Origin of the sequence: Oceanobacillus alkalisoli, assembly GCF_021556485.1 — a bacterium.
In the GTDB taxonomy this organism is placed as follows: domain Bacteria; phylum Bacillota; class Bacilli; order Bacillales; family Amphibacillaceae; genus Oceanobacillus; species Oceanobacillus alkalisoli.
Genome location: NZ_JAKGBW010000011.1, coordinates 1 through 21,771, shown reverse-complemented (window position 1 = coordinate 21,771; position 21,771 = coordinate 1). Strand labels below are relative to the sequence as shown.

At 40.4% G+C, this 21,771-nt stretch carries 21 protein-coding genes and 2 riboswitches; of the genes, 5 read left to right on the top strand and 16 right to left on the bottom strand.

Annotated features, from left to right (window positions below; translation table 11 throughout):
- Positions 1-56: 56 nt before the first annotated feature.
- The gene (locus tag LZD48_RS11390) at positions 57-917 is read right to left on the bottom strand and encodes an ABC transporter permease (protein ID WP_235762877.1); all 861 of its coding nucleotides are present in this window, start codon (positions 915-917) and stop codon (positions 57-59) included.
- The gene (locus LZD48_RS11385) at positions 907-2,103 is read right to left on the bottom strand and encodes a quaternary amine ABC transporter ATP-binding protein (protein ID WP_235762876.1); all 1,197 of its coding nucleotides are present in this window, start codon (positions 2,101-2,103) and stop codon (positions 907-909) included. Before LZD48_RS11385 ends, LZD48_RS11390 begins: the two co-directional genes overlap by 11 nt.
- A 415-nt stretch (positions 2,104-2,518) precedes the next feature.
- Here LZD48_RS11385 and LZD48_RS11380 point away from each other — a divergent pair, with 415 nt between their 5' ends.
- From LZD48_RS11380 to LZD48_RS11370, 3 genes are all read left to right on the top strand, one after another.
- The gene (locus LZD48_RS11380) at positions 2,519-3,097 is read left to right on the top strand and encodes a nitroreductase family protein (protein ID WP_438822763.1); all 579 of its coding nucleotides are present in this window, start codon (positions 2,519-2,521) and stop codon (positions 3,095-3,097) included.
- A 67-nt stretch (positions 3,098-3,164) separates the two neighbouring features.
- Positions 3,165-3,956: an MBL fold metallo-hydrolase gene (locus tag LZD48_RS11375; protein WP_235762874.1), complete on the top strand. Its 792-nt coding sequence runs from the start codon at positions 3,165-3,167 to the stop codon at positions 3,954-3,956.
- 646 nt (positions 3,957-4,602) lie between these two features.
- A complete protein-coding gene (locus tag LZD48_RS11370; protein ID WP_235762873.1) occupies positions 4,603-4,899 on the top strand; it encodes a hypothetical protein in 297 nt (98 codons plus the stop codon).
- A 107-nt stretch (positions 4,900-5,006) separates the two neighbouring features.
- Here the strand turns inward: LZD48_RS11370 and LZD48_RS11365 are convergent, their stop codons facing one another.
- The 10 genes from LZD48_RS11365 to norA form a co-directional block, all read right to left on the bottom strand.
- Positions 5,007-5,981, bottom strand: coding sequence for an ABC transporter ATP-binding protein (locus tag LZD48_RS11365; RefSeq protein ID WP_235762968.1), 975 nt, complete (start codon positions 5,979-5,981; stop codon positions 5,007-5,009).
- Complete coding sequence (locus tag LZD48_RS11360) at positions 5,981-6,970, bottom strand: ABC transporter ATP-binding protein (RefSeq protein WP_235762872.1); 990 nt, start codon at positions 6,968-6,970, stop codon at positions 5,981-5,983. The genes LZD48_RS11365 and LZD48_RS11360 overlap by 1 nt, the downstream gene beginning before the upstream one ends.
- 5 nt (positions 6,971-6,975) lie before the next feature.
- Positions 6,976-7,893 carry an oligopeptide ABC transporter permease gene (opp4C, locus tag LZD48_RS11355; RefSeq protein WP_235762871.1) on the bottom strand — a complete coding sequence of 306 codons (918 nt, stop codon included), beginning with the start codon at positions 7,891-7,893 and terminating at the stop codon, positions 6,976-6,978.
- A 17-nt stretch (positions 7,894-7,910) separates the two neighbouring features.
- Complete coding sequence (locus LZD48_RS11350) at positions 7,911-8,867, bottom strand: ABC transporter permease (protein ID WP_235762870.1); 957 nt, start codon at positions 8,865-8,867, stop codon at positions 7,911-7,913.
- A gap of 102 nt (positions 8,868-8,969) precedes the next feature.
- The gene (locus LZD48_RS11345; protein ID WP_235762869.1) at positions 8,970-10,697 is read right to left on the bottom strand and encodes an ABC transporter substrate-binding protein; all 1,728 of its coding nucleotides are present in this window, start codon (positions 10,695-10,697) and stop codon (positions 8,970-8,972) included.
- Positions 10,698-10,937: 240 nt separating this feature from the next.
- Positions 10,938-11,717: an energy-coupling factor transporter transmembrane component T family protein gene (locus LZD48_RS11340; RefSeq protein ID WP_235762868.1), complete on the bottom strand. Its 780-nt coding sequence runs from the start codon at positions 11,715-11,717 to the stop codon at positions 10,938-10,940.
- Complete coding sequence (locus LZD48_RS11335) at positions 11,701-13,293, bottom strand: ABC transporter ATP-binding protein (RefSeq protein WP_235762867.1); 1,593 nt, start codon at positions 13,291-13,293, stop codon at positions 11,701-11,703. The genes LZD48_RS11340 and LZD48_RS11335 overlap by 17 nt, the downstream gene beginning before the upstream one ends.
- A complete protein-coding gene (locus tag LZD48_RS11330; protein ID WP_235762866.1) occupies positions 13,274-13,879 on the bottom strand; it encodes an ECF transporter S component in 606 nt (201 codons plus the stop codon). Before LZD48_RS11330 ends, LZD48_RS11335 begins: the two co-directional genes overlap by 20 nt.
- A gap of 17 nt (positions 13,880-13,896) precedes the next feature.
- A complete protein-coding gene (locus LZD48_RS11325; protein ID WP_235762865.1) occupies positions 13,897-14,487 on the bottom strand; it encodes a YkoF family thiamine/hydroxymethylpyrimidine-binding protein in 591 nt (196 codons plus the stop codon).
- 491 nt (positions 14,488-14,978) lie between these two features.
- A riboswitch (TPP riboswitch) is annotated at positions 14,979-15,080 on the bottom strand.
- Between the two features lie 61 nt (positions 15,081-15,141).
- Positions 15,142-16,314 (bottom strand): multidrug efflux MFS transporter NorA, encoded by a 1,173-nt coding sequence (norA, locus tag LZD48_RS11320; protein WP_235762864.1) that lies wholly within the window; start codon positions 16,312-16,314, stop codon positions 15,142-15,144.
- Between the two features lie 345 nt (positions 16,315-16,659).
- On the opposite strand from norA, the gene crcB reads away from it, so the two are divergent.
- Entirely contained in the window at positions 16,660-17,034 is a 375-nt protein-coding gene (crcB, locus tag LZD48_RS11315) for a fluoride efflux transporter CrcB (RefSeq protein WP_235762863.1), read from the top strand.
- Entirely contained in the window at positions 17,031-17,396 is a 366-nt protein-coding gene (locus LZD48_RS11310) for a fluoride efflux transporter FluC (RefSeq protein WP_310739814.1), read from the top strand. Before crcB ends, LZD48_RS11310 begins: the two co-directional genes overlap by 4 nt.
- Positions 17,397-17,438: 42 nt before the next feature.
- Here LZD48_RS11310 and LZD48_RS11305 read toward each other — a convergent pair whose 3' ends face one another.
- The 4 genes from LZD48_RS11305 to LZD48_RS11290 form a co-directional block, all read right to left on the bottom strand.
- On the bottom strand, positions 17,439-18,395 hold the full coding sequence (locus LZD48_RS11305; RefSeq protein ID WP_438822762.1) for an ABC transporter permease: 957 nt from the start codon (positions 18,393-18,395) through the stop codon (positions 17,439-17,441).
- On the bottom strand, positions 18,382-19,302 hold the full coding sequence (locus LZD48_RS11300) for an ABC transporter ATP-binding protein (RefSeq protein ID WP_235762861.1): 921 nt from the start codon (positions 19,300-19,302) through the stop codon (positions 18,382-18,384). Before LZD48_RS11300 ends, LZD48_RS11305 begins: the two co-directional genes overlap by 14 nt.
- Before the next feature lie 146 nt (positions 19,303-19,448).
- Positions 19,449-20,567 (bottom strand): 5-methyltetrahydropteroyltriglutamate--homocysteine S-methyltransferase, encoded by a 1,119-nt coding sequence (locus tag LZD48_RS11295; RefSeq protein WP_235762860.1) that lies wholly within the window; start codon positions 20,565-20,567, stop codon positions 19,449-19,451.
- A gap of 33 nt (positions 20,568-20,600) precedes the next feature.
- A complete protein-coding gene (locus tag LZD48_RS11290; RefSeq protein ID WP_438822761.1) occupies positions 20,601-21,353 on the bottom strand; it encodes a cyclase family protein in 753 nt (250 codons plus the stop codon).
- Positions 21,354-21,427: 74 nt separating this feature from the next.
- Positions 21,428-21,532, bottom strand: a riboswitch (SAM riboswitch).
- Positions 21,533-21,771: the final 239 nt, after the last annotated feature.

Here is a 21,771-nt window from a genome sequence, read left to right as displayed (position 1 = left end):
TTATAAAAATTAATACTATTTATGGAAACTTTCCCTTAGAAAAGGTACCATTAATTTTAATCTTTTTTCTCTCTACTTAAGTTCTGTGTCATACGGTCGATGACAATTGCCAGAATAACGATTCCTACACCGGATACGAATCCTGGACCTACTTGTGAACGCTGTAAGGCAGATAGTACTTCTCTACCAAGACCAGGTGCCCCTATCATTGATGCGATAACCACCATAGATAATGATAACATTACTGTCTGGTTAATGCCAGCCATGATGGTTGGACGTGCCATTGGGAGCTCTACTTTAAATAGTTTTTGTGAACCAGTACTTCCGAACGCATCCGCAGCTTCAACTAGTTCAGCAGACACTTGACGGATACCTAAGTTTGTAAAACGTACGGTAGGTGGTGTTGCAAAAATTAACGAAGCAATTACACCTGGCACCATTCCGATTCCAAAGAAGGCTACCGCAGGGATTAAATAAACAAAGGCAGGCATTGTCTGCATAAAGTCAAGAACTGGCGTGATGATTGTTTCAGCAATTTTACTTTTCGACATTAAAATTCCAACCGGAACTCCAATGATGATGGAAAGTAGACTCGCTACGATGACGAGCGTGATTGTATTCATCATCTGATCCCAGTAGCCTTGGTTATATACAAACCAAAGTCCAACAATAGAGAAAGCAGCAAGACCGAATTTTTTCCCAGTTATGAAAAAGGCAATAACTGCAACAATCAGGATAAGTACGAACGGCGGAATATTCATCAATACAGTTTCAGAAATGAATTCCATGAGATTACCGAAGTGTTCTTTAATTGGGTTGAACAAGAAAGAAAATTTATCTGTTATCCAGCGAACAGCATCGGTAACACTTTCTGACACAGGAATTCTTGGTACGATACTTGAAACATTAAGCACCATTTGTCACCTCTCCTTCTCCAGCAAGTGCGGCAATGACAGCACCGCGCACAATAATGCCTAATAGCTCCCCGTCCTCGACAACAGCTACAGGAGTCTGGGAGTCATAGATGATAGAGAAGATATCCTGTAAAGGTGTATCTTTATCTACTTTCGGTATATCCGTACGAATAATTTCATTTAAATCTCTAACATCTTCATTTCGCGCTTTTGAAGCGTCATCTGCTGTTACATAACCTTGTAAGTTACGATTTCTATCTGTCACGAGGATGCTTGAAATACCTTCTTCACGCATTCGTTCGAGGGCTACCCGCGGACCATGTCGTTCAATTTGAATGGTTTCAGGACGCTTCATGATATGGTGGGCCGTTAATACTTTCGATTTATCAACATCTTCAACGAATTTCTCTACATAATCATTTGCCGGGTTAACCAAAATTTCTTCCGGTGTACCGATTTGTACGATGTTCCCGTCCCGCATTAATGCGATTCGGTCACCTAGGCGCAGCGCCTCATCTAAATCGTGTGTAATAAATAGAATTGTCTTTTTCATTTTAGATTGTAATTGGATAAGTTCATCTTGCATCTCTTTACGGATAAGGGGATCAAGTGCTGAGAAAGCTTCGTCCATTAGAAGTACCTTTGGATCATTCGTGAGAGCCCGTGCAAGACCAACACGTTGCTGCATCCCGCCGGAAAGCTGGCCTGGCTTTTGTTCCAAGTATCCGCCAAGTCCCACCATTTCAAGTGCGGTTGTAGCTCGTCTTTCCCTTTCTTCTTTATCGACTTTTTGAATTTCTAAGCCGAAAGCAGCGTTCTCCAATACAGTTCGATGCGGAAATAGTCCGAATTTCTGGAAGACCATACTTAATTTTTCGCGGCGAACTTCCCTTAGCTGGTTTTTATCCATTTTTGAAAGGTCTTCCCCTTCAATATAAATATTTCCTTGTGTTGGTTCAATCAGGCGGTTGATCAATCGGACAAGTGTTGATTTACCACTTCCTGAAAGTCCCATAATAACAAATATTTCTCCCTCATCTACAGAGAAACTTGCGCGATTCACTCCGACCGTTGCACCTGTTTCTTTTAAAATTTCTTCTTTTGTGCGGCCGTCGTCTAGAAGTTTTAATGCTTGTTTCGTGTTTCTTCCAAACACTTTCGTTAAGTCTTTAACTTCAATAATCGGCATTCTTTCACCTCTTTGTCTAATTTTTTGTTGATATACGAAGCATACGATACCCATCTGTATCTTTTTATCCATAAAAATAATCTACCTAACAACTATACGCATATAAAATCATTAACTCAAACATTGTGTGTTCTTATTTACGTTGATTTAGAATGTAGAGTATATATTTTATAAAGTATATACCCGTTTTTTGGCTCATTTCTTCTATTTTCTCTTAAATCCTTTAAATCATTCTACTTTTACCTCTAATATTCGACGACATTCTTAGGGTAGGGCTTTTTGGGGAATGTTATGCATTGAAATAGGGGAGGGATTTCCATTATATGTCACAGCTTTCGTGTAAGGAGACGAATGATTTCTAAAATGCTTGGTCTATTTGTATAATAAGGGGGGAAGGAGGAAATACATAATGGTTATGACTGAAACGAAGAAGTACAGAATGTCCGAGTATACTATTGATGAGATGTTTCTTGAACGCTGGTCGCCCCGCTCATTTTCGGAAAAAGAGGTGCCAGAAGATACATTGTTAACTTTATTTGAGGCTGCCCATTGGGCACCTTCTGCATTCAATTTTCAGCCTTGGAGATTCATTCTTGCAAAGACAGCTGAAGAGCGGGAAGTGTACCATTCCTTCATTTATGAGGGTAATTTAGTTTGGTGTACAAAGGCACCGGTATTAGCAATGATTGTTTCTAAAAAAGAAAAGGACGGGAATGTGGTCCGATCGCATTCATTTGATACAGGAGCAGCTTGGGCTTTCTTAGCCCTTCAAGCGAATAAGAAAGGACTGATTACCCATCCGATGACAGGCTTTGACTTCGATAAAGCCCGGGACATACTTGAAATTCCGGATGAGTACAATATAGAAGCGCTCGTCGCGATTGGCTATCAGGATGAGAAAGGAAAACTGCCTAAAGCTTTACAAGAGCGTGAACAACCGAACCAACGCATGCCACTAGAGAATTTTATTTTTAATGGAAAGTTTAAGAAATAATGGGAGTGCCCAAATGAGAGTTTTTTCATTTGGGCTATTTTTCATTAATACTTTTGAGGAGGATTCTATGATCCAATTCCAAAACCAACATATCACTATTTTCCAAAGTGCTCTCTACATGACGACAACGGCCATTATTCAAACGAAAAAAGCAGTAATTATGACGGATCCGACATGGCTTCCGAAAGAAATTGAAACAATTAAACATCATGTTGATGAAATGATAGGTGATCGGCAATTATATATTATTTATACCCATAGCGATTTCGACCATATCATCGGCGCAGGAGCCTTCCCAGAGGCAAAGGTCATCGCTACACGGACACTTCATCATAACCTAAATAAAGAGGAAGTATTGCAGGAGATAGAAGCGTTTGATCAAAAGTATTATTTGAAGCGCAATTATAAACCAATCTATCCATCAGCGGATATTATTGTATCCCAAGACGCGCAAACATTACAGTTAGGAGAAGTTACTTTAACATTTTATCTTGCGCCGGGTCACACAAAGGATAGTTTGTTTACAGTGATCGAGCCTTATGGAATATTTCTTGCGGGTGATTATTTATCTGATGTAGAATTTCCATTTGTTTTTAGCAGTTATAAAGATTATGTAGAGACGATCAGAACGGCTGAACGGATTTTAGAAGATCACTTGATCCGGGTACTTGTACCGGGTCATGGAACTGCTACACAAAATGAAGATGAAATTATAAGTAGGCTTTACTTTTCGAAGTATTATTTAAAGGAACTGTCTCGCAATAATGACAGTCTTATCGATGTTTTACGCAATAAATATACGTTCTTTGATGGAATGAAAAGTATTCATTTTGATAATATAAGTTTAGCTAGAAGATAACATAGAGAAAGAGCGTGTCAAATGAGTAAGAAAAAGATAAAAGCCAATGTTTATTGTCATGCTTCAGAATTATTAAAAGAAAAAGGTTTTGTTATTCCAATTGGATTATTGGTTAAAATGAATAGACTAACCTAAAAGAATGTGGAAGATTGACGCTTTAATAGAATAGCTTATTTAGAACGTGTTATGTCGGATACCACAGAAAAGTTAAATCATACATTAAAATGCTTGCAGAAGTTTGCTAGCAAACAAAATTTAAAAACTTCTTTAACTATTTACAAATCATGGGGGAAATCTAGAAAAACGTTATTGCCTTATTCTAAATCGGAGGATGCTTATTTATATTCAACGCACTATGTGAAGCGTAGATAGAAAAAGGATTAGTTGCCAGTCTATTAGGAAGGACAACCAAAATATTATTCTATTATAGGTTAAACTTAGGTTTTTCACATCTGTATGGGAGCTAATCCATCTATTAGCAAGTTATGTTGCTCATTTTGCCCGTTAGAATCCTTCTATGAGACATTTTACAAGGATTCAGAGCTGAAGTGTCTAATAGAGCTCTTCTAATAGACATCTATCCCGAATTACGGCCGATTGTGTCTAATAAAGTCCCTACAAGGCATAATTTCAAGGAAAACTTTTCATGAAATATTTAGATCAACTTATAAAAGAAGCAACTCGTGTTATTTACCGTTTAAACGTAAGTGAGCATGCTTATGAGAGCATGCGGAAGTCTATCCATACGCTAGACAATCGGAAGGAGGACTACCGTTATAATAGGTTAGGCTTGATTGTAATTCTATTTAATATTCCATTAAATAGAGAGAATGCCTTTTACTGTTCCCAGTTTGTTGCTGTTGTCCTGCAGCAGAGTGAAAGTGTGGAGTTAAATAAATCGTTAGCATTCATCAAGCCGCACGATTTGGAAAGGCTAACATAGTTAAAGCTAATCTATGAGGGGAGTTTGCATCGTTATGGGAAAAGACACCCTAATTGCTCCTTATTCTTGAATAGCAATTAATAGCAATCAGAGTGTCTTATACTAGCTTATACTAGATGACAAGCAACGAAATGATTTGCCTCGACTTCTTTAAACTCAGGAACGATTGTTTTACATTTCTCCCTTGCAAATGGGCAACGGGTATGGAATTTACAACCCGTTGGTGGGTTGGCTGGATTCGGCACATCACCTTGTAAAACAATCCGCTCACGTTTCACTGTTGGGTCAGGAATTGGAATAGCGGAAAGTAATGACTTCGTATAAGGATGTAAAGGATTTTCATATATTTCGTCTCGTGAACCTAACTCCATCAGTGTGCCGAGGTAAAGTACACCAACTCTTGTTGCGATATGTTCTACAACACTCAAATCATGAGAAATAAAGAGGTAGGTTAATTGTTTCTTTTCCTGGAGATCACTAAATAAATTAATGATCTGTGCCTGAATCGACACGTCTAATCCAGACACTGGTTCATCAGCTACAATGAATTCTGGATCCATAATAATTGCCCGGGCGATCCCAATCCGCTGGCGTTGTCCTCCACTGAATTCATGGGGAAAACGGTCGATATGATAAGGAGCAAGTCCGCAAAGGTTCAATACTTCTAATACTTTCTCACGGATTTCCTTTTTCGTGGCTAAGCCATGATCTAGTAAGGCTTCTCCAATTGCATCGCCTATCCGGATACGAGGATTTAGAGAGCTAAAAGGGTCTTGAAAAACAAATTGGAAGCTTTTCCGATGTTCGCGCAATTCTTGTTTGGATAGCTGATGAACGCTCTTTCCTTTATAAAGTATTTCTCCATCCGTTATATCCGTTAATCGTAATATACTTCTTCCTATTGTGCTTTTTCCACTTCCAGACTCGCCAACAAGGCCGAATGTTTCCCCTTCTTCTATTGTAAAGCTGACATTATCGACTGCTTTAACAACGGATTGATTTCGTTTGAAAAGAGATCGGGATGAATCTTTATAGTGTTTCTTTAAGTTTTTTACTTCGACTAAAGGTTCTTTTTGATCCATCACGTTCTCACCTCTTCTTTCTCATATAGCCAGCAGGCAACTTGATGATTATCATCTACTTCCATTTTCTCCGGTATACTACCGCCACATATGCTCATTCGGTGTTCACATCGGTCGTAAAAGTAACAGGACGGCTTTAAATCAATTAAATTAGGTACTTGACCAGGAATGGAGTATAGACGCTTTTTCCGTTGGTTTAAAACAGGCTTTGATTGCAGTAGGCCCTGTGTGTAAGGGTGTTTCGGGTCTTTGAAAATATCCAAAACAGAACCTTGCTCAATTACTTTACCTGCATACATGACGACGACGTAATCGGCAACTTCTGCAACAACTCCTAAATCGTGGGTGATAAGGAGCATCGACATATTGCGTTCTTCTTTAATTTCTTTTAGTAACTCTAAAATTTGCGCCTGAATTGTTACATCAAGTGCAGTTGTCGGCTCATCTGCAATGAGAAGCAGTGGATCACAACTTAGAGCGATTGCAATCATAATTCGCTGCAGCATTCCTCCGCTTAATTGATGCGGATAGGAATGGAAGATCTCATTACTGCGTCCGATGCCAACAAGCTCAATCAATTTAATTGCTTCTTGCTTTGCTTGCTTTTTTGTTAGTAATCGATGTTCAAACAATGGCTCTGTAATTTGTTCACCAATCGTTAAAACGGGATTTAAGGAAGACATTGGCTCCTGAAAAATCATCGAAATATCATTTCCTCTAAGTCTTCTCAGATCTTTCTTTGATGCGTGAATTAGATCTTTGTCCTGAAACAAGATCTCACCATCGACAATTTTACCTGGTGGGTCTTCGATTAACCTCATAATTGACATAGCAGTTACGCTTTTTCCACAGCCTGATTCTCCAACAATACAAACTGTTTGCCCTTCAGAAACACTAAAACTTACATCATTAACTGCTTTAACAACACCATTTTCTGTGAAAAAATGTGTGCTGAGTTTTTTTACATCAAGAATTGTGTTATCAGACATTGTTGTCACCTACTTTTCATTTTTGGATCAATTGCATCTCGTAATCCATCTCCAAGTAAATTAATGCTAATTACTGTTAGAAATATGGCAACTCCAGGTGGAATCCAGAGCCAAGGTCGGTTCTGGAAATCAATTAAGGAGTTGGCGGCATTAATCATATTTCCCCAGGATGCGGTAGGAGGGACGACTCCTAACCCAAAGTAACTCAATACCGATTCGCTCAAAATTGCACCACCAACACTTAATGTTCCAACTACGATAAGGAGAGGAACAATGTTTGGAAGTAAATGGACAAATAGCTTTCTTCTGTCCCGAAGTCCAAGGGATTCGGTAGCATGCATATATTCACGCTCTCTTAAACTCAGAATTTGACTTCTTACTAATCGTGCCAGTCCAGACCAACCGACAATACTTAACATAACCATCACGATATAGAGTCGATTTTCTGCAGGGACTTTCCACTCTGACATAACAGCTGCCATAATGAAGAGGAGAGGGAGTCCTGGAATCGTCATTAAGACATCGGCAGTCCGCATAATAATCTGGTCAACGATACCTTGGTAAAATCCAGCAAGAACACCAAGTAGTGTCCCGATAAAAACAGACATCACCATTGCACCAAGACCAACTGTAAGAGAAATTCTCCCAGCTTCCATTAGTCTAGTTAACACATCTCTTCCTAAAGCATCTGTACCGAGCCAATGCTCTGCACTAGGTGGCTGATTAATATTTATCGCATCAACACCACCATTGGCATATGGTGAGAAAAAAGGGCCTATCATACAAAAAACAAAGATGAAAATGAGAAAACCTAATCCTGTCATAGCCATTTTATTTTTCACTAGACGGCGGAAAACTTGTTTCCATAAGTTGGATTTCCTGTATTTGGCCATATGTTCTGTTTGAACTGTAGTTTCTTCCATATGTATTTGTCACCCTCCTATTTCAAACGGACGCGCGGATCCGCAACGCCGTATAATAAATCGGCTATTAAATTACTGATGACGGTCAACACTGCAATAAACATCGTAAAGCCCATTAATAACGGATAATCACGTACAGTAAAGGCTTGCATATAAATGGCACCGATTCCTGGCCAATTAAATATCTGCTCTGTAATGATTGCTCCACTGAAAAGGGCAGGCAGTTCAAAAGCGAACAATGTAATCGCCGGTAGCATGGCATTTCGGAACGCATGCTTGAAAATCACGACCCGCTCTTTTAATCCTTTTGCCCGTGCTGTTCGTACAAAGTCCTGTCTGACAACCTCAAGCATATTTGTCCGGAAGTATCGTGTTAATCCTCCAACACTCAGCATGACTAATACAAGGACTGGCAGTATCATATGTTCTGCTAAGTCTTTAAAATACTCCAATCCAGTAAAGTTACTTCCTGTTGTAATCATTCCGCCGGCCGGGAACCAGCCTAAATCAACAGCAAAGAACTTAATCATAATTAACCCAAGGAAGAATGATGGGGTTGCCATCGCAGCAAATACAAGGAAAGTAACGGTAGAATCAAAGAGAGAATAATGCCGGGTTGCTGAAATAACTCCAATGATAATTGCTAAGAACCAGGTGATAATTAAGGAAGCTAAGGCAACGAAAAATGAACTCCATATGTAATTGCCAAGCACTTCGGTTACAGGTCGTTGAAATTGTAAGGAGTATCCTAAATCACCTTGAAATAGATTTCCTACCCATGTGAAATATCGGGTAATGACTGGTTGGTCTAGTCCATATAATTCCTTCAGTTCCGCTTTTCTTTCGGCTGTTAAATTAGGGTCCGTATCAACATAATCTCCCGGAATGAGTGAATAAAGGAAAAAGATTAAGATAGATGCACCTATTAAAGTAGGAATTAAGTAAAGAATTCGTTTTATAAAATAGCTGTTCACCGTGTTGACCCTCCTCTTTAATTTCTGTTTAAACATGAAAAAGGAACATCCGCAATAACTCAGATGCTTTTGTTCCCTTTTCATTCATTATCATTTATTCAATTATTGATTCACATCAACGACTTGTAAATTCGGCAAGCTTGGCGTAATTCCGCGGAAGCCATTTGGAGTAAATCCATCTACACGGGAATTACTTGCAGAGAGTACTTTATTGTACCCAAGTAAAATTAAAGGCGGATCATTTTCTAGTGCTTGATATAGTTCGTGGTAGGCTATTTTTCGTTCTTCAATATCGTTTGTTGCAACACTTGCTTCAATTAATCCATCGATTTCTTCACTCGCATATCCTTGGGTTGTTACAGATGTGTTTTCCGAATGGAAGATTTCGACTCCGTGATATGGATCAGTTTGCATCGTTGTCGAAAAGGAAGCCAAGTCGTGGTCACCCTGCTCCACTCTCGCTAGTAATGCGTTAAAGTCCATTAATTCTACTTGGAATTCCACACCAATTTCACGGTAATTCTCTTGGGCAATCGGTACTAAGGTGTCAGATAACCCTCCTGAGCTAGAGAAATAATAGAGTGATAGTTTCTCACCATCTTTTTCCCGGATGCCATCCGACCCTTCAACCCAGCCGGCTTCCTCAAGAAGTTCTTTAGCCTTTTCGGGATCATATGGGAAGCCTTCTACTTCATCGGTATAAGCCCAGGAAACTGGCGCAACCGGAACGTTCGCTACTTCAGAATATCCTTGAGCATAGACATTTAAAATTGTTTCACGGTCTAAACCGTAATTAAGCGCCTGTCTTACTTTAGGATCTGCTAGAATAGGACTGTCATGGTTGAATGTAATATAGCTATAAGCTGTTGATGTATAAAGGTTTATATCAGCAAACCCGAGAGTCTGTAATAATTCGAAGTTATCCGCATTTGCAGTGAATCCACTGTAATCAACTTCTCCTGTTTGGAAGAATTGTGTGGAATCTCCTTCTGTTGTTTTATAAATGAACGTATCGACATCTGGTTTACCATCGTAATAATGTTCATTTGCCTCAAAACGGATTTCCTGACCTGGTTTATATTCGACGAACCGGAATGGTCCAGCTCCGATTGGTTCTAAATGGAGATCACGGATATAATCGATGTTTCCTTTCTCATAACCTTCTCCATAGTAATCTTTCTTTAGCACTTGCCCGCCTAAGAGACGGAGGGATTGTGCATTTACTTCTTCAGTTTCTATTTCAATCGTTTGATCATCAATAATGTTTATTCCAGCTATTTCTTCCGCGTCACCTTCTTTATAATCAAGCCCGCCAACGACATTCGCTTTCGTTATATCTGTTCCTCCAGCATAACTTGGATCATGCAGAAGTGTTATCGTGAAAGCCACATCTTCCGACGTTAATGGCGTACCATCATCGAATTTCAAGTCATCGCGGAGATGGTATGTATAGGTTAGTTCGTCATCAGAAATATCCCAAGACTCAGCAAGTCCAGGAATTGGCTCACCGCTTTCATTTACTTCAATTAATGGTGTGAACATGACGGATTGTACGTTACCATCGTAACCGCTCGTATTGAAGTACGGAGTGAAGATTCCACCAGGCTCTTGAAGCCCTACAACAACTGTATTCCCGCGATTGATCGATAATTGTGGTGCCAGTTCCGGTTGTTCTGCTTCAAGAACTGTATCTTCTACAATTTGAACTTTTTCAGTATCTTCTGTTGTGCTTGCAGCATCGTCATTCGAATTGCAAGCAGTAAGGATAAGTAATCCAATTAATAATATGAATAATCCCCAATTGATTCTTTTCACTGAAATTTCCCCCATTATGTTTATTTAACTTGACATCAATAACTTAATATAATAAATCCAATTAGTCAAGTAGGAATAGTTGGGTAGAGAGTATTCATCCCGGTCTAACATTCCGTAAAATTCCCAGCTGAAAGCTTCAGGTCATGTCGAGATAGTTTAGGCGGGGGGATAACGGACGCTAATTCCCGGATCCGTTTAACTAACAATAAGTAGGGGATGACCCCACGGATTGAAGTCTCACTATATAGATCCTTTTTAAAACTGCTTTCCAAATATATTTAAGTACCCTAGAGAATAAGAGAAAGCGACGGTAATAAAAAATACACCGACGATAAGTGTAAAAAAGAGCCAGTCTCTAACTGAGACGTCCATTTCATGATAGTGCGTGCGGTCGGTATCCCCTGTAAAACCTTTTGATTCCATTGCAATAGCAACCCGTTCTGCTTTCCGAATTCCGTTTGCTAATAATGGAATAGAATATCTGCGGAATTGATTCCATCTTCCTTTTAGCCCTTTCGTTCTGCTAAATCCGCGGATACGATGAGCTTGTCTTAAGATTTGTAGTTCTTCACGGAACATCGGTAAAAAGCGATATCCGGCTAGAATACCATATGTTATTTTCGGTGGAACCTTGCATTGCTGCATCAAGCTCAGCATGAATTTAGTCGAGTTCGTCGTTAAAGCAAAGAGAATCGACAAGCACACGAAACAAAGAGAACGTAAGGCGAGACTGATTCCTGTTATCATACTACCCCTTGTAATCTCGATTCCGAAAAGGGTAAATAAAACTTCACCATAGGAAAAGGTTTGATTCGTATATAGAATGGTCATCCAGGCGAAACTAAGCGCAACAAGCAGAAATGGACTGAAAATCTTAAGCCATTTTAGGAAGGGGATGTCGCTCATTGTAAATGTCACAATAAGAATAAATAAAAAATAAACAAGCGGTGTAAACATATCGAATGTAAAACTGAGCAAAATGCCTGGAATGAAGATGGCAAATGCTTTGATTGTTGGATTAATGGACGAGATCAAGGCTTACACCTTCTTTATGAAGTACTCGAATCCGGTAAGGCAAACGTAATCGAGTTTTTTCCAGCAAATCAGCTTGCTTCCAAAGACTTTCCGGCTCGCCATTATAATGAATATGCTGCTGATACAAGACGATAGCGCGGTCAACTGTGTCCACAATGTCCATATCATGGGTGACGAAGACGATGGCCGTTCCATTTTTTCTCAGGGCTTCAATCATATACATCAATTCATCTGTAGTTTTAGCATCCTGGCCAAATGTCGGCTCATCAAAAAACAAAATATCAGGTGTTTCGTCCAGCATCGTTGCAACACTTAAGCGGCGTTTTTGTCCGCCGCTTAAGGAAAAGGGATTACTGTATTTATGTTTTTCTAAATGGAACTGCTTTAAAAGTGCCGTTGCAGCAGTATCTGATTCAGCTGTTGTCCATCCATTCAATTTCATTCCAAATGTTAATTCATCATATACAGTGTCCGTAATGAATTGGTGCTCTGGATTTTGAAAAACATATCCTATTCTCTTTCGCAACTCTTTTTCCTCCCACTGATCCATCAATTTATCGTGAAAAATTATTGTTCCTTTTTGAGGAGTTAACAACCTAGCCATTAATTGCAGTAAGGTAGATTTGCCAGCGCCGTTTTCTCCAACAATTGCGATGAATTCCCCGCGGTGTATTTCTAAATTTATATCTTGTAAAATAGTGTGTTTTTTGCGGTGAAAGCCCATCTGTTTAATCGTTATCAGAACATCTTGCTTGATTCGAGGAGGGGATTCAGCGTAAGTTGGATAGGAATCTTCAGCGTTAGAATACTGCCTTGGTAAAAATACGCCTTCCTTTTTTAATAAAGAATGATGATCTGAAAAGATGGATGTTACACTGCCATCCGCAATGATTTTACCCTGTTTTCCTAAAACAAGAAGACGGTCGACAACATCGAGCCAATCCTCGAGTTGGTGTTCAATGATAAACACAGCTAATTTTTGTTTTGCTTGGATGTGCTTAATTAATTGGATGAATTCTATTCGGGAAACCGGATCTAAATTTGCCGTAGGTTCATCTAAAATCAATAGCTCTGGTTCTAGTAAAAGAACAGCTGCTAAAGCAATTTTCTGCTTTTGTCCCCCCGATAACTCATGGATCTTTCGTTTTTGAAAACCGTCCATTCCAACGACAGATAACGCTTCCGAAATGCGCTCAGGCATTTCGGAAGGGGCAATTTTTCTGTTTTCTAATGTAAAAGCAAGCTCGTCCTCTACGGTAATCATGCAAAATTGACTTTCCGGGTCTTGAAAGACAATGCCAATCAACTGACTGAGCTCTCCTTTTTGATAGTCTTGTATATTTTTCCCTCGGTAATAGATATTGCCGGAAGAAACACCTTCAACCGCCTCCGGATACAATCCATTTAAACATAAAGATAGACTGCTTTTCCCGGAACCGCTTGAACCGATAAGGAGAGTCGTCTCCTTATCCATTAAGGAAAAGTTTAGCTGATTGAGTAATGGTTTATCTAAACTTTCATAGTCAAATGAAAAATGGTCCATATGGAGTAATGGATTAAGCTGCTCCTTTTTCACGTTTCTTCTGTAACTCCTTTCCTAAGGCATAGCCACGAAGTACCCCAGTTTTTGCAAGTTGATCACTCAGCCATTTCCCTAGGACACCAGCTAAGAGTGCACCACTGATGACGCGAACGACTAACATTGCTACAAGTAATGTAGGAGCTAATGCGATGTTTCCGGATGAAAATAAATTCCAAGTGAAACTAAAAATAGCTGCAAATATACCGGAAAGAATTAAAATGCGTAAACGATAATCCTTCCATCTTGTTAATGCAAAGGCAAGTTCTGCTCCTAAGCCTTGGATTGCAGCAGCTAGAATAAGTCCAGGTCCCGCGGCAGTTCCTAGCAATACTTCGGTAACACCTGCAATCAGTTCAGCTGTAAAGGCAACACCTGGCTTCCGAATGATGTAAGCGGCAATGATGGAAACAATGAACCATATGCCAAAAATAATTTCATATCCAAATGGTGCTAGACCAAATGGAGCAAGGACATTTCGAATTCCTTGACCAACAAGAAAGAATGCCAAGTAAATGATCCCGAAGACGACACCTAATATCGACATGAGAACAATCTCTTTTAATTTCCAATGCTTTGTCATTTCACTTCTCCCTAGGTTTATTTTATAGTAGTAGGACTGTTGGCGGAAAGGCTGAAGGTCATGGTGACATGCGAAACTTTTTCTTGAACGAGTTCAAAGGATTCATGTAAAGCATGGAAGATATCATGAACATCTCCGTCTAACCTTGTTGCATAATGTGCAGAAGTAACGGTGACATTACGATGCTTTGATAAATTGATCTGCTCATAGATTTTATCCATGTAATCCTCATGCCCCAATGGATAAAGGGAAAATTTACAACCAGCGATTTGGATGATCGATTTTGCCTTTTCTTCGTTCAGCGGTGTGTCTGTTTCATCCATGTATGCGTCAGCTTCCGTATCACCAGGACAGCCTATAGAGAACGTTCCATTCATCGCAACATGCTCACCTGTTTTCGCAGCATGCAGGAAGATTGCTTTCGCTACATCGAAAACATGAACCATTTTCCCGCGGATACACGTGCTTACATCATCTGTTTCTTTCCAAACCTTAGAGGTATCTACCTCGTCTAATGTTGATAGAATAATATCCACAAAATTACTGCTCATGGGATGCAAACTAAATTGGCACCCTGCAATTCGACTTGTTCCACAACTGTTATCCATTCAAATCTCCTCCTTATGATAATAACAAAGGCGCAAGCGCCCTTGCATGTTAAAAACGCGATCGTCTTCGCAACACCTGCACTAGCACATCCTGTGCGTCGTAGCGACGTACAAACTGGAACACTCTGAAATGAGATAAAGGAAACATGCCCCTTTAGGGGGTAGACGTGAGTTGGGCCTTGGTCCGTCCTTAGTCGGCCTTCCTTTCCTCTTTGAGTTGATGTTGACTTTCACCACAAGGGTATAAGGGCGACTAAGCCTCACAAAGACCAAACGGCTAAGTCTTCTTTATCGATTGGAAGAGTGTGAAGTTTAGGACTGCGCATTGCTCGTCCCACCAAAAGATCTGCTAGTCGCTGGACGCAGAGCGGACGTGGATAGTGCTAGCAACTTTAGTTATCCACAGCATTTTTATTTTATAGTTTCCTATGCAATAAAAAAACTGCATTCCTAAGGGGAATGCAGTTTACACATTAATTTTATCAATGTAATATCTGTAAACTGCACTTCCCCACGCTAGTATTATCTAGATCGGGTAGTAAGGGTCGGATTGATCCTCTCAGCCACATGACGCAGCTCCCCTAGTGCTTATGTTTCATTATGCAGTTATTCTAATTCAAGATTGTATACATGTTTCGGTATTTTGTAAAGTATTTAATTAATTTTAATCTCTGGTTTCTTCCAAAAAATAGTGAAAAGGAGACAGACGACAATAACAGCCGAGCTGAAAATAAACGGATAATTGATATCTACATCATATAAAATCCCGCCAATCAACGGACCAAACACATTAGCTAAGGAGGTGAAGAAAGAGTTCATCCCGCCAACAAACCCTTGCTCATTCCCGGCGATTTTTGATAAATAGTTCGTAACGGCTGGCCGGATGAGGTCAAATCCGATAAAGACCGTAAAGGTGACGGCCATCACTTGCCAATAAGAGTTGGCAAGTGTCATGGCATAGACCAATACAGCAGAAATCACGAGCGACCAGCGGATGATATTGATTTCCCCCATCCATCTTGTTAACCAATCGAACAAGACAACCTGGAAAATCGCTCCGATAATCGCCCCGCCTGTAATGGCAATCGCAATGTCAGAAGGAGCGAAACCATGCTTATGATCCGTATAAAGACTGAAGAAAGAATCAAAAGCAGCAAGACCGAATGTTGAAATTAAAATAACGATAAAAGCGATAAAGAACATCGGCATAAACACTTTCTTTAAGCCACTTTTACCGAGTTCCTCAGTCATATCAGCCATATCATCTGTTTTTGATTTCGGCTCATGTAAGGATAAAATCGAAATGAAAGCAACAATTAAACCACAGGCCGCAGCAGAGAAGAACGGTACACGCGTACCAATTTCTGCTAAGAAGCCACCAATTCCCGGTCCGATAATAAATCCGGTACTGATCATCGCCGACATATAGCCGAGTGCTTTCGGCCGGGTTTTCGGCGTCGTAATATCCGCGATAAATGCGGTAACCGCAGGCATGATGAAAGCAGCACTTATTCCTCCGAGAATCCGCGAGGCGAACAATACCTCAATTGTTTTACCAAGGCCAAATAAAAACTCGGAAAAACTGAAAATAAAAAGACCGATAATAATCATACGCTTACGGCCATATTTATCAACTGCTTTTCCTGCAAAAGGCGAGAAAATCAATTGAGCTAAAGCGAAGGCAGCTGTTAGATAACCAACCACGGTGCCGCTGATGCTGAGTTCATTCATGATGGTTGGCAGAACCGGTATAACGAGCCCGATTCCTAAAAATACAAAGAATATATTTGAAAGCAGAAGCGTCAATGTCCAATCTTTCTTTTCCATAGCTTTGTCTCCTAGGTGGTATGATATTCTGTATTAAACATAGAAATTTTACTCCGATTTGCTGAGAGTTGCAAGCGTTTTTGAACAATTTATTATAGCTTAATTTTCACAGTCTGGAATAATTTATGAAAGCTAGTAATTTAATGAATTTCATAATACGTATTTAATGCTTCACCATCATCATATGTAGTTGAGTTAGTTCGTTCCCAACTACATATGGTGATGGGAAAGCCGACTTTGGTAATTATGAAATTCATTCAATTGATTGTGGTCAAATCTCGTTTTATTCTCTTATGTACAGGTAAAACTTGAGCATTAACTTATATAAAAAAGGATGTTGGACGAATGCATTATATTTATATTGGCCTTGCGGGAGCATTCGGTGCAATGCTCCGGTATAGCGCAGGACTTCTATTTATGACAGATCATGTTTTTCCCTATGCAACGTTATTGGTTAATTTGCTAGGCAGCTTTCTGCTTGCGTGGCTGACTTACGGGCTGTTTAAAAAAGTCCGCCTAGAAGAAAAAATGAAAATGGTAATAACAACCGGTTTTGTAGGCTCGTTCACTACATTCTCCGCTGTCAGTGTAGAAACGGTTGAATTGTTTCAGAATCAGTCGATGTTGCTCGGATGTGTCTATATTTTTGTAAGCCTGGTTGGCGGACTAGGTATGAGTGAAATTGGTTTTCGAGTCGGTAAAGGAGTGAGTGAGAAATGAACTGGATGTATCTATTCATCGTTGGTGTTGGCGGGTTCTTTGGCGCGATTGCGCGTTATACGATTTCGGGGAAGATGAACAATTCTGGTAAAGCCATACCGATGGGCACGCTTCTCGCCAATCTGGCAGGTGCATTCTTACTTGGACTGCTTATGGGGGCAGGGGTGGATGCATTATTACTTCTCTTATTGGGAACAGGATTTCTTGGTGCCTTTACGACATTCTCCACGTTGAAACTCGAGATGGGATCGTTATGGAGAAAGGGAAATAGAAGAGAGTTTTTATTTTACACGGTTCTAACGTATGTTTTTGGTATAGCATTGGCATTTCTAGGGACTATTTGCGGGGCGTTATTTTTATAAAAATTCAGGTTCCGTAACAAGGGCGGAACCTGAATAAATGGGTTAGTGACCTGCAACATCCCGCTTCGCAAAGAAAAACCAGGAGATCACTGCAAAAATCATATAATAGACAACTAAGACGCTAATGGAAAAGCCGAGTGTCATTCCTTCCATCATCGGTGTGTTCCCGTTAAAGTACTGGGATAAGTCTGTATTTGCAAATAGAATGTATTTCGCCCAGTCCCTTTCCACAAAGAAGAAGACAATCTGATTTCCGGCAAGCATAAGAAATATGGCAAGCCCAATTGCAAGGGCGCTATTTCTGAAAATGGAAGAGATCATAAAGGCGAATGTTGCCATCATGAGCAAGTTCACAAGACTGAAGCCGTAATCGGTCAAAATCTCCCCGATGACCGGAACATATTCCAAGCCATCGCCTTTTTCAAGAACGATATGAGGATTGATTCCATCAAAGCCGATGAAAATCCCTCCGATAAGCCAGGAGAAGAGGAGCACGAACAAGAACGTTATAAAAGAAAAGACTAGTACGGCACTATATTTGGAAATTAGGATTTTTGTCCGTGAAATTGGCCGGATAAGCAGTAGCTTGATCGTTCCCCAGCGGAATTCATTAGCAAGAATACCGGCAGCAACGATAATGGTAAAGAGGCTGACGAGGGAAAGCAGCATTGCATTTTCCATTACAAATTGCCAAGCACCGTAGCTTTCTGGCATGATATCGTTTTCTAAATAATAATTATTCGTTTCGATGAACGTTGAATTAAAAGACTCCATGTCCGGAAATTCAGCCGTGTTCTCCATGTATTCGGCATTTTCTGCTTCTAGAGTCTCTCTCCACGTATCTTCTTCGTAGGTCATATAGTCTCCGTAGGTCTTCGCTAACAGGGCGACACCGATAATGATTAATGCCAGGATGACATACATGGCCCATGTCGATTTCAAACGGTATATTTTTATCACTTCATTTTGTACGAGTTTTAGAAAATTAGTCAATGACATTCTCTCCAATCAGATCAAAGAATTTATCTTCGAGGGTTGATTTCGTGACTTGTACTTCATAAATGAGGATATTTTCTTTCACCAAGTCTGAAATAAGCGGTGGAATATTCTCCTTCTCGATTTGGAAGGTGATTTTACCGTTCGATTGGGCAGCAGGTGCTTTGCGATTGACGATTTCAAGGGCTTTATCAAGTGGACTTGCTTCCATTTCCACTTGCAGCAGTTGTTGTTCGCCTGCTGGTGTATTTTCTTTCACGGCTTGAATCGCAACGAGTTCACCATTTTTAATAATGCCAATCCGGTCACACATCAATTCGATTTCGGATAATAAGTGACTGGAAATGATGACTGCTATATTATGTTCGGTTGCAAGCCTCCGGATATACTTCCTGATTTCTCGAATACCTGCGGGATCTAGTCCATTGGTCGGTTCATCGAGAATGAGAACGGATGGCTTATGTAATAATGCTTGAGCGATTCCGATTCGCTGCCTCATTCCAAGCGAATAGCGGCCGACCTTTTCATTCATTACCTTTTCCAGGCCGACAAGTTTGACGGCTTCATCGATTCTTTCCTGGGTAATGCCCGGAATCATCCTTGCGTACTGCTTTAAATTTTGGGCTCCTGTTAAAAAGGGATAAAGCTCTGGGTTTTCAACAATTCCGCCAACTTCTCGGATCGCCTCTTTAAATTCAGTTTTAATACTCTTCCCGAGAATATGTACGTCGCCTTCTGTGAGCTTCATTAATCCTACCATCATACGGATCGTTGTTGTTTTCCCGGCACCATTCGGTCCAATGAAGCCGAATACTTCTCCTCTATTGATGGTAAAGGAAAGGCCTTTAATGATTTCTTTGTTGCCGATCCGTTTTCGGACATTCGTCAATTGCATAGCAATTTCTGACATTCCATTCCCTCCTATCATGTTCTCTAGGTGGTACGGGGAAAGGGGAGGAAAAGTTTCACCATTTCTAGAATTTGATAAAGATTTACAAAAAAGATGACTGGCTGGAATTTCCTGTTTTCCGGCCAATCATCTTTTTTTAAGGGGGGTTATGCTTTCACAGTACCCCATATTTCTTTCGCTAAATCCACAATATAGCTTAATTTCTCCCATTGCTCTTCTTCAGTCAGTTTGTTGCCGTGATGAGTGGAGGCGAATCCGCATTGCGGGCTTAGTGCAATTTGTTCTAGCGGTACATACTTAGAAGCTTCCTGGATTTTATTTTTGATTACTTCTTTATCTTCCAGTTCACCGAATTTCGAAGTCACTGCTCCGATAACGACTTGTGCGCCGTCTTTTGGTACATGTTTAAGTGGCTCGAAGGAACCGGAACGCTCATCATCGTACTCTAAGAAAAAGCCGTCTACTTTTTCTTTAGCGAATAAGGTGCTTGCAATTTCAGCATAGCTTCCTTGGAATGCCCAAGTCGATTGATAATTCCCGCGGCAGAGATGTGTTGTGATGAACAAATCATCCGGTCGATCCGCAATACTTTCATTAACAATACGAACGGCAAGCTCAATTAAAGCTTTTTTCGTGTAGCCGCCGGAGTCAACCAATTGGAAATCAGTGGAGGAAAGTCCCGCGATATAGACGTCATCAAGCTGCAAGTAACGAACTCCAGCATCGTAAAAGGCTTTTACAGCGTCACGGTAGGTTTGGATGATATCGTTGGCATAATCCTCAAGATCTGGATAAATTTCCGGGTTGCGGATGCCGGCTTCGAATAGCTGGTTTGGGCTTGGAATCGTCTGCTTTGGAATGGCGCGATCCCCAACAATTTCTTTAAATTCGATAAAGTCTTTGATGAATGGATGATCTGGATTAAAGGAAATTTTCCCAGTGTTACGTACGTGATAGCGCTCGGTTTCTGTATCGGCAAATTGGTAGCCTTTTTCTGTTTCGTAACCTTCAATTCCATTTAAGCCTTCCAGGAAATCGAGGTGCCACCAGGTACGGCGGAACTCTCCGTCGGTCACTGCTTCTAATCCTACTTCAATTTGCTTATCAACAATACGCTTGATTTCCTCTGTTTCAATTTCACGTAATTCTGCTGGGGTAATCTTGCCTTCTTTTGCATCTTTTCTTGCCTGGTGCAAATTGTCCGGTCGTAATAAACTTCCTACATGGTCTGCCTTGAATGGAGCTTTTACTAATGTTTTTGTCATGAAAATCATCCTCTTTCTGATTTTAGTTTTATTTTAAGGTAGTATTGCGAACGATCGTACAGGGAATCCACTTGCTTTTTCAGGCTTTGGAACGATATTGAAGATGACGGCGCCCTTTGTCGGAACTTGATCTAGATTTCTCAGCAGTTCGATCTGATAGGTGTCTTGTTCCAGTACGTAATATTCCCCGATGAGCCTGCCGTTTTTTGCAGCGTCGACAGCGGAATCCGTGTCAAAGGTTTCGTGGCCGACTGCTTTAATTTTTCTTTCTTCAAATAGGAATTCGAGAGCGTCAATTCCCCAGCCGGGAAGGTGTGGATTACCGTCTTCATCTTTATTTTCAAACCGATCTTTATCCGGCCAACGCTTGCTCCAATCGGTGCGTAAGGCGACAAATGTCCCTGCCTCAATTTCACCGTGGATGGCTTCGAACCCGATAATATCTTCTTTCGTCAAGGTGAAATCGTTGTTATTTGCTGCTTCCGTTGATTTATCAATGACAACGAGCGGTAAGACAAGCTCTTTTAATTCAAGTTCATCAAGGTAGCGCTGGTCTCTGACGAAATGAACGGGAGCATCAATATGTGTTCCATATTGTCCTGCAAAAGAGAACTGTTGAGCAAAGAAACCATCGTCATGATTGTAAAGTGTCTTGAATGCCGCATCATCAAAGGCTGCAAAATGCGGTGAATCCGGGCCGAAAGTGTGGGTCAGATCAACCCATTCTTTTTCTTTCAGCAGTGAGATTGCTTTTTGTAGTTCTGTAGTTGCTTGAATTGTCGTCAACTTCATCTCCTCCTAAAATTATAAAAACCCTCTTCTTGAAATAAGAAGAGGGTTTGGTATTGTATCTCCGACTCTTCTTATCTTCTGAGCAAATGCATGCTCCTGGAATTGGCACAGTACTAAAAAAGCCTGTTGCCGAGGTCTCATAGGGCCAGTCCCTCCACCTCTCTGGATAAGAAAAAACATTATGAAATTATTTAAATAATACAATATACCGAAATGAAAAGAAAGTCAAGCTTAATTTGGGACAGGGAGTCAGAGCATTTGTCCCAACTGGGACAAGCGCTCTGACCGAGGCCACTGAAAAAGTCTCCTTAGAACAGCTAACAAAAATGATTTGTTAGCTGTTCTATTTTATAATCAAAGTAATAACGATGAAAGTAGCGGGTGATTACATGTTACAAAAGCAAGAGAGTCT

Bases quoted from the DNA above. Each gene is read 5' to 3' on its own strand.
- LZD48_RS11365 (WP_235762968.1), bottom strand. From the start codon at position 5,981: ATGGATCAAAAAGAACCTTTAGTCGAAGTAAAAAACTTAAAGAAACAC.
- LZD48_RS11360 (WP_235762872.1), bottom strand. From the start codon at position 6,970: ATGTCTGATAACACAATTCTTGATGTAAAAAAACTCAGCACACATTTT.
- LZD48_RS11385 (WP_235762876.1), bottom strand. From the start codon at position 2,103: ATGCCGATTATTGAAGTTAAAGACTTAACGAAAGTGTTTGGAAGAAAC.
- LZD48_RS11375 (WP_235762874.1), top strand. From the start codon at position 3,165: ATGATCCAATTCCAAAACCAACATATCACTATTTTCCAAAGTGCTCTC.
- norA (WP_235762864.1), bottom strand. From the start codon at position 16,314: ATGGAAAAGAAAGATTGGACATTGACGCTTCTGCTTTCAAATATATTC.
- LZD48_RS11310 (WP_310739814.1), top strand. From the start codon at position 17,031: ATGAACTGGATGTATCTATTCATCGTTGGTGTTGGCGGGTTCTTTGGC.
- LZD48_RS11295 (WP_235762860.1), bottom strand. From the start codon at position 20,567: ATGACAAAAACATTAGTAAAAGCTCCATTCAAGGCAGACCATGTAGGA.
- LZD48_RS11325 (WP_235762865.1), bottom strand. From the start codon at position 14,487: ATGGATAACAGTTGTGGAACAAGTCGAATTGCAGGGTGCCAATTTAGT.
- LZD48_RS11380 (WP_438822763.1), top strand. From the start codon at position 2,519: ATGACTGAAACGAAGAAGTACAGAATGTCCGAGTATACTATTGATGAG.
- LZD48_RS11390 (WP_235762877.1), bottom strand. From the start codon at position 917: ATGGTGCTTAATGTTTCAAGTATCGTACCAAGAATTCCTGTGTCAGAA.
- LZD48_RS11300 (WP_235762861.1), bottom strand. From the start codon at position 19,302: ATGTCAGAAATTGCTATGCAATTGACGAATGTCCGAAAACGGATCGGC.
- LZD48_RS11370 (WP_235762873.1), top strand. From the start codon at position 4,603: ATGAAATATTTAGATCAACTTATAAAAGAAGCAACTCGTGTTATTTAC.
- LZD48_RS11305 (WP_438822762.1), bottom strand. From the start codon at position 18,395: ATGTCATTGACTAATTTTCTAAAACTCGTACAAAATGAAGTGATAAAA.
- crcB (WP_235762863.1), top strand. From the start codon at position 16,660: ATGCATTATATTTATATTGGCCTTGCGGGAGCATTCGGTGCAATGCTC.
- LZD48_RS11345 (WP_235762869.1), bottom strand. From the start codon at position 10,697: ATGGGGGAAATTTCAGTGAAAAGAATCAATTGGGGATTATTCATATTA.
- opp4C (WP_235762871.1), bottom strand. From the start codon at position 7,893: ATGGAAGAAACTACAGTTCAAACAGAACATATGGCCAAATACAGGAAA.
- LZD48_RS11330 (WP_235762866.1), bottom strand. From the start codon at position 13,879: ATGACAAAGCATTGGAAATTAAAAGAGATTGTTCTCATGTCGATATTA.